Raw genomic sequence first — 6,871 nt, 5'->3', positions numbered from 1 at the left:
TATGCGTGTTGGCCGTTGCCCCTGAAGACGGCGGAGCCGGCGACCAGCACATTGGCGCCGGCGGCAACCACCTGCGGCGCCGTCTCCGGCGTGACGCCGCCATCGACCTCGATATCGATCGGCCGCTCACCGACCAGCGCCTTGACGCGGCGGATCTTCTCCACCACCGCCGGGATGAAGGCCTGGCCCCCGAAGCCCGGATTGACCGTCATCAGCAGGATGAGGTCGAGCCGGTCGAGCACATATTCGATGACGCTTTCCGGCGTCGACGGGTTGAGCGAGACACCAGCCTTTTTGCCGAGGCTCCTGATCGTCTGCAGCGAGCGGTCGAGATGCGGTCCGGCTTCGGCATGGACGGTGATGATGTCGCAGCCGGCTTCGGCAAAGGCGGCAAGATAGGGGTCAGCCGGGGCGATCATCAGATGGCAGTCGAAGACCTTGTCCGTGCGGTTGCGGACCGCTTTCACGACCGGCGGGCCGAAGGTGATGTTGGGGACGAAATGGCCGTCCATGACATCGAGATGGATCCAGTCGGCGCCGGCCGTCGCCACCGCCTCCACCTCGTCGCCCAAGCGCGAGAAGTCAGACGACAGGATCGACGGCGCGATGATCGTCTTGTTTGTCACATGCCCTCCTTCCCGCCGCTGGGTGCTGCGGCAAAGACCCGGCTTGCCCTGATATCCTCTGCGGAGATGGTCGACAGCGCATCGGCGCTCAACGGACCGGCAGCGCCCTCGAAGAGGCGGTTCGCCTGTCTCAGCCGGGCACGGTCGAGCGCGTTGCGGATCGAGCGCGCATTGGCGAAATGCGGCTGCTGCCTGCGCCGCGCAATATAGTCACGCATGGCAGCCAGCCCCGCATCGTCGAAACGGTAATTCTGCTGCTCGAGCATCTTCACCGCGATTTGCAGAAGTTCCTCGTCCTCATAGTCGGGGAAGTCGATATGGTGGGCGATGCGCGAGCGGAAGCCGGGATTGCTCTCGAAGAAGCGCTCCATCCGTCCGCTGTAGCCGGCAAGGATGACGACGAGATCGTCGCGCTGGTTTTCCATCACCTGGAGCAGGATTTCGATCGCCTCCTGGCCGTAATCCCGTTCGTTCTCGGGGCGGTAGAGATAGTAGGCCTCGTCGATGAACAGCACGCCGCCCATTGCCTTCTTCAGGATTTCCTTCGTCTTGGGCGCGGTATGGCCAATATATTGGCCGACGAGATCATCGCGCGTCACTGAGACGAGATGGCCCTTGCGGATGTAGCCAAGTCGGTGAAGGAGGTCGGCCATCCGCAGTGCCACCGTCGTCTTGCCGGTGCCGGGATTGCCGGTGAAGCTCATATGCAGCGTCGGGGTTTCGTGCGCCAGACCCATGCTCCGCCGGGCCCGCTCCACGAGCAACAGGGCGGCGGTTTCCCTGATCCGCTTCTTGACGGGGGCAAGGCCGATCAGGTCCCGGTCAAGCTCGGCGAGCACGTCCTTGACGCCGGAGTTTTCGAACTCCGCATGCAGGTCGACGGCAATAGGGGTGCTTTCGATGTCGGCTGTGGCGGCTTCGGGCATGGTAGTTCTTCTCGATCCATTCTTAGCTGAGATACTCAAATACCCCTTTCCGTCTCGCGGCGCTCGGCACTCCTCCTGAAGGGGGAACCGTCGCCGCTATGCCGGCGCTCTTTCAGTTTGGGTTTCTCCCTCCCCTTCAGGAGAGGGAGAGTTGGTCCGAAGGACCGGAGAGGGGCTTCGATCAACTACAGCTACGCATACCTCGCTCCGGCCGGGCGATCCGCCGCATAAGGTTTTGTTGCGTAGCGGATCATTCGCCCGCCCATCTCCTCACGCTCCAACCGGAAGCCGGGCTCTTCCGCCGGGCGATTGACGATGAAGGAGAGCTTCACCGATTCCCAGCCATGGCTGGCATCGAAAGCCACTACCCGGATATACCGGTCGCCATAGACCTTCCGGCACTCGGCAAGCTCCATCAGCAGCGCCGCCGCGTCCGGATTGTCGAACATGGGATGGCCCCACATCTCCCAATAGGTGTTGCGGGGATGGGGGTCGTCCGTGAATTCGAGGCTTACAGCCCAGCCATTGTCGATGCAGTACTGCACCTGTGCCCGGATCTGGTCGTCGGTGAGATCGGGCAGGAACGAGAAGGCGCCTTGTGTGATGCGCATGGTCTTATTCTCCATGTTCGTTTCTGGACCGGCGGCGGGCCAAACCCGGCCGAGCGGGTGCCGCGGTGCCAAACAAGATCAGGGTCAGTGCAAGCGAAACCAGAAGTGTCGTCATGGTTCACTCCGCCGCCGTCGCGACCGGCACGAAATCTGGCGAGTCGGTCGAGGCGTAGTTGAAGGTGACGTCCTTCCAGGTATCGAGCGCCTGGCGCAGCGGCAGGCAATGACGGGCCGCCGCATCGAGGATCTCCGGTCCCTCCCTGACATAGTCCCGGCCTTCGTTGCGGGCGAGGATCATCGCTTCAAGCGCCACGCGGTTGGCGGTGGCACCCGCCGCTATCCCCATCGGGTGGCCGATCGTCCCGCCGCCGAACTGGAGCACGACGTCTTCGCCCAGAAGATCGAGAAGCTGGTGCATCTGACCGGCATGGATGCCGCCCGAGGCCACTGGCATCAGCTTGTTGAGCGAAGCCCAATGCTGGTCGAAGAAGATGCCGTTCTCCAACCGCATCGGATTGAACTCCTCGCGGCAGATATCGTAATAGCCCTTCGTCGTTGCGGGATCGCCTTCGAGCTTGCCGACCACAGTTCCCGCATGGATGTGGTCGACGCCGGCGAGCCGCATCCACTTGGTGATGACGCGGAAGGAAACGCCGTGGTTCTTCTGCCGGGTGTAGGTGGAGTGGCCGGCGCGGTGGAGGTGCAGGATCATGTCGTTCTTGCGCGCCCACTTGGCCATGGACTGGATCGCAGTGTAGCCGATGACAAGGTCGATCATCACGATGACCGAGCCCAGCTCCTTGGCGAATTCGGCGCGCTCATACATGTCCTCCATGGTGGCGGCGGTGACGTTCAGGTAGGTTCCCTTGATCTCACCGGTCTCGGCTTGCGCCTTGTTCACCGCTTCCATGCAGTAGAGGAAGCGGTCGCGCCAATGCATGAAGGGCTGAGAATTGATGTTCTCGTCGTCCTTGGTGAAGTCGAGGCCGCCCTTCAGCGCCTCATAGACTACACGGCCATAATTGCGCCCCGAAAGACCGAGCTTCGGCTTCACCGTGGCACCGAGCAGCGGCCGGCCGAACTTGTCGAGGCGTTCGCGCTCGACCACGATGCCGGTCGCCGGACCCTGGAACGTCTTCACATAGGCGATGGGCAGCCGCATATCTTCCAGCCGTAGCCCCTTCAACGGCTTGAAGCCGAAGACATTGCCGATGATCGATGCAGTCAGATTGGCGATCGAGCCCGGCTCAAACAGGTCGAGGTCATAGGCGATATAGGCGAAATACTGCCCGGGAGCGTTGGGAACCGGATCAACCCGGTAAGCCTTGCCGCGATATTTTTCAGCCGCCGTCAGCCGGTCCGTCCATACGACGGTCCAGGTCGCGGTGGAACTTTCACCGGCTACCGCCGCCGCAGCCTCGACCGGATCGACGCCGTCCTGCGGCGTGATGCGGAAGAGGGCGATGATGTCGGTGTCCTTCGGCTCATAGTCGGGCTCCCAATAGCCCATTTTCTTGTATTCCATAACGCCGGCTTTGTAGCGTTCGGCCCCGGTTACCGTCGTCTTTTCGGCCATGGCTCTTGTCCTTTCTTCTTTCGGTCGCTCAGGCGGCCTTGGCAGTTGCGATTTGTGGATCGAGCTGGCCGGCCGCGTAACGCTTCGCCATCTCATCCATCGGAATGACCTTGATCTTCGAAGCGTGGCCGGCCGTGCCGAACCTCTCGAAGCGGTCCCGGCAGAGGTCGCGCAGCGCGTCCATCGCCGGTTTCAGGAATTTGCGCGGATCGAATTCGCGCGGGTTCTCCGCCGCGACACGGCGAAACTGACCGGTCATCGCCATGCGGCAATCGGTGTCGATATTCACCTTGCGGACGCCATGGCGGATGCCGCGCTCGATTTCCTCGACCGGCACGCCATAGGTCTGGGGCATTTCGCCACCATAGCGGTTGATCACATCCTGCAGTTCCTGCGGAACGGAAGAGGAGCCGTGCATGACCAGATGCGTGGTCGGGAGTTTCGCGTGGATCGCCTCGATGACATGCATTGCGAGGATGTCGCCGTCAGGCTTTCGCGTGAACTTGTAGGCTCCATGCGAGGTGCCGCAGGCAATAGCCAGCGCGTCTACCTTGGTACGGACGACGAAATCCACCGCCTGGTCGGGATCGGTCAGAAGCTGGTCATGCGACAGCGCGCCCTCTGCGCCATGCCCATCCTCGGCCTCGCCCTGGCCTGTTTCGAGCGAGCCGAGCACGCCCAGCTCGCCCTCTACCGAGGCGCCGACCCAGTGGGCCATGCGCGCCACGCGTTCTGTGATCGCGACATTGTAGTCGTAGCTTGCCGGCGTCTTGGCGTCGGCCTCGAGCGAACCGTCCATCATCACCGAAGTGAAGCCGTGACGGATGGCGGTCATGCATGTGGCCTCGTCGTTCCCGTGATCCTGGTGGAGGCACACCGGGATCGTCGGATACATCTCGACCAGAGCATCGATCATTTTGGCGAGCATTATGTCGCCGGCATAGCTGCGGGCGCCACGCGACGCCTGGATGATCACCGGCGCGTCGCAGACCTTCGCGGCTTCCATGATGGCGAGGCCCTGCTCCATGTTGTTGATGTTGAAGGCGGGGACGCCGTAGCCATGCTCGGCCGCGTGGTCGAGCAATTGGCGAAGGGTGATGCTGGCCATGCGAAATCCTCCTCAGATCAGCTTCAGCGCGGCTTGCGCCACGGATTCTGGCGTGATGTTGAAATGCCTGTAGAGATCGCCTGCCGGTGCGCTGGCGCCGAAGCCGGTCATGCCGACAAAGGCTCCACTCTCGCCGATCCACCGGTCCCAGCCGAGCCTGGCGGCAGCCTCCACGGCAACCCGTGGCGCAGTCCCTAAAATGACCCGGCGGTAGTCCTCATCCTGTTCCTCGAACAGTTCCCAGCAAGGCATGGAGACAACTGCCGCCTCCACTCCATGCCGGGACCGCAGGTGTTCGGCGGCAGCCAGTGCAATCTCTACTTCCGAACCCGTGGCGAGCAGGGTGACATCCCGCTCGGCGCCCGCCTCATGCAGCACATAGGCACCTCGGCCACTGAGAAGAGCGCCGCCCGCATCGGAGCGCAGCGCGGGCAAGGCTTGCCGTGACAGCGCTAACACGCTCGGCCGGTTCCGGCTTTTCAGCGCCAGTTCCCAGCACTCGGCGGTCTCGATGATGTCAGCGGGCCGGAAGAGATTGAGATTTGGCGTCGCTCGCAGCATGGCGAGGTGCTCGACGGGCTGATGAGTCGGGCCGTCCTCGCCGAGGCCGATGGAATCATGCGTGAAAACGTAGATCACGCGCTGGCCCATGAGAGCAGAGAGGCGGATCGCGCCGCGCGCATAATCGGTGAAACAAAGAAAGGTGCCGCCATAGGGCAGGAATCCGCCGTGAAGGGCAATTCCGTTCATCGCCGCTGCCATGCCGTGCTCGCGAATGCCGTAATGGACGTAGCGGCCCGAATAGTCGCCCGGCGTCACCGGCTTCATGCCCCTGGTGATGGTCAGGTTCGAATGGGTCAGGTCGGCGGAGCCACCGACGGTAAGCTCCGTTGCATCGTTGATCGCTGCCAGCACCATTTCCGATGCCTTGCGCGTGGCGACCTTGGTCGCCTTCTCGGCATGCTCGGCCCGGAACACCCGCAGCGCCTCAAAAACGGCATCCGGGAGCGCGCCGGATATCGCATCCGAGAAGCTTCGCGCATGCGGAGAGGCTGAAAGTCTCGCTTCCCATGCCTTGCGCGCTTTCTTCCCGCGTGCCGCCGCCTCGTGCCACGCTGCAATGATTTCCTGCGGCACCACGAAGGGTGGATAGGGCCAGCCGATATTCTCCCGCGTGGCTGCGATCTCGGCCTCGCCAAGCGGTGCGCCATGCGTCTTTTCGGATCCTTCGAGATTGGGTGCGCCTTTGCCGATACTGGTGCGGCAGGCGATCAGCGACGGCCGGTCGGACGCCCTGGCGCGCTCGATCGCGATGGTTACGGCTTCCATATCGTGGCCATCGACTTCCCAAACCGCCCATCCGGCGGCGGCAAAGCGCGCCGGCTGATCCATCGAAGTAGACAGGGCAGTCGGGCCGTCGATAGAGATCCTGTTATCATCCCACAGCACGATCAGGCGATTGAGCTGCAAATGCCCGGCAAGATCGATGGCCTCGTGGCTGATGCCCTCCTGCAGACAACCGTCGCCGGCAATCACATAGGTGTAATGATCTACGAGATCGGTGCCGAAGCGCGCAGCGAGCATGCGCTCGGCGAGGGCCATTCCGACTGCAGTGGCAATTCCCTGACCAAGCGGACCGGTAGTCGTCTCAACGCCGAGCGTATGTCCGTATTCTGGATGACCGGCCGTGTGACTGCCGAGTTGCCGGAAGCGCATCAGTTCCTCGACCGGCATGTCCGCATAGCCCAGCAGATAGTGCAGCGCATATTGCAGCATTGAGCCATGACCGGCTGAAAGCACGAAGCGGTCGCGGTCGGGCCAGTCGGGCCGCGAAGGGTCGAGCATGATGAAGCGGCGAAAAAGGACCGTCGCGACGTCGGCCATGCCCATGGGCATTCCCGGATGGCCGGAATTCGCCTTCTGAACGCTATCCATGGCCAATGCCCGGATGGCATTGGCCATGTCGCGCTCGGAAACCTGAGCCGGTGCTTTCGCAATCCTGATCGCTGTCTGGCTTGTCATTG

The 6,871-nt window shown here is 62.7% G+C and carries 6 protein-coding genes; all 6 read right to left on the bottom strand.

Annotation, left to right across the window (positions count from 1 at the left end):
• Positions 1–626, bottom strand: a 626-nt coding sequence (rpe, locus tag L598_RS11500; protein WP_144862662.1) for a ribulose-phosphate 3-epimerase, incomplete at its 3' end; no start/stop codon positions are given.
• Positions 623–1,552: a CbbX protein gene (gene cbbX, locus L598_RS11495; RefSeq protein WP_144862661.1), complete on the bottom strand. Its 930-nt coding sequence runs from the start codon at positions 1,550–1,552 to the stop codon at positions 623–625. The genes rpe and cbbX, both read right to left, overlap by 4 nt.
• Before the next feature lie 191 nt (positions 1,553–1,743).
• Positions 1,744–2,163, bottom strand: a complete 420-nt coding sequence (locus L598_RS11490) for a ribulose bisphosphate carboxylase small subunit (protein WP_144862660.1) — start codon at positions 2,161–2,163, stop codon at positions 1,744–1,746.
• 118 nt (positions 2,164–2,281) lie between these two features.
• Positions 2,282–3,739 (bottom strand): form I ribulose bisphosphate carboxylase large subunit, encoded by a 1,458-nt coding sequence (locus L598_RS11485; RefSeq protein ID WP_144862659.1) that lies wholly within the window; start codon positions 3,737–3,739, stop codon positions 2,282–2,284.
• A gap of 28 nt (positions 3,740–3,767) precedes the next feature.
• Positions 3,768–4,847 (bottom strand): class II fructose-bisphosphate aldolase, encoded by a 1,080-nt coding sequence (fba, locus tag L598_RS11480; RefSeq protein WP_144862658.1) that lies wholly within the window; start codon positions 4,845–4,847, stop codon positions 3,768–3,770.
• Between the two features lie 12 nt (positions 4,848–4,859).
• A complete protein-coding gene (gene tkt / locus L598_RS11475) occupies positions 4,860–6,869 on the bottom strand; it encodes a transketolase (RefSeq protein WP_144862657.1) in 2,010 nt (669 codons plus the stop codon).
• Positions 6,870–6,871 lie beyond the last annotated feature (2 nt).

It is taken from the genome of Mesorhizobium sp. J18 (genome assembly GCF_007829525.1).
Classification (GTDB): Bacteria; Pseudomonadota; Alphaproteobacteria; order Rhizobiales; family Rhizobiaceae; genus VLJP01.
This window is presented reverse-complemented; position numbering and strand designations above follow the sequence as displayed.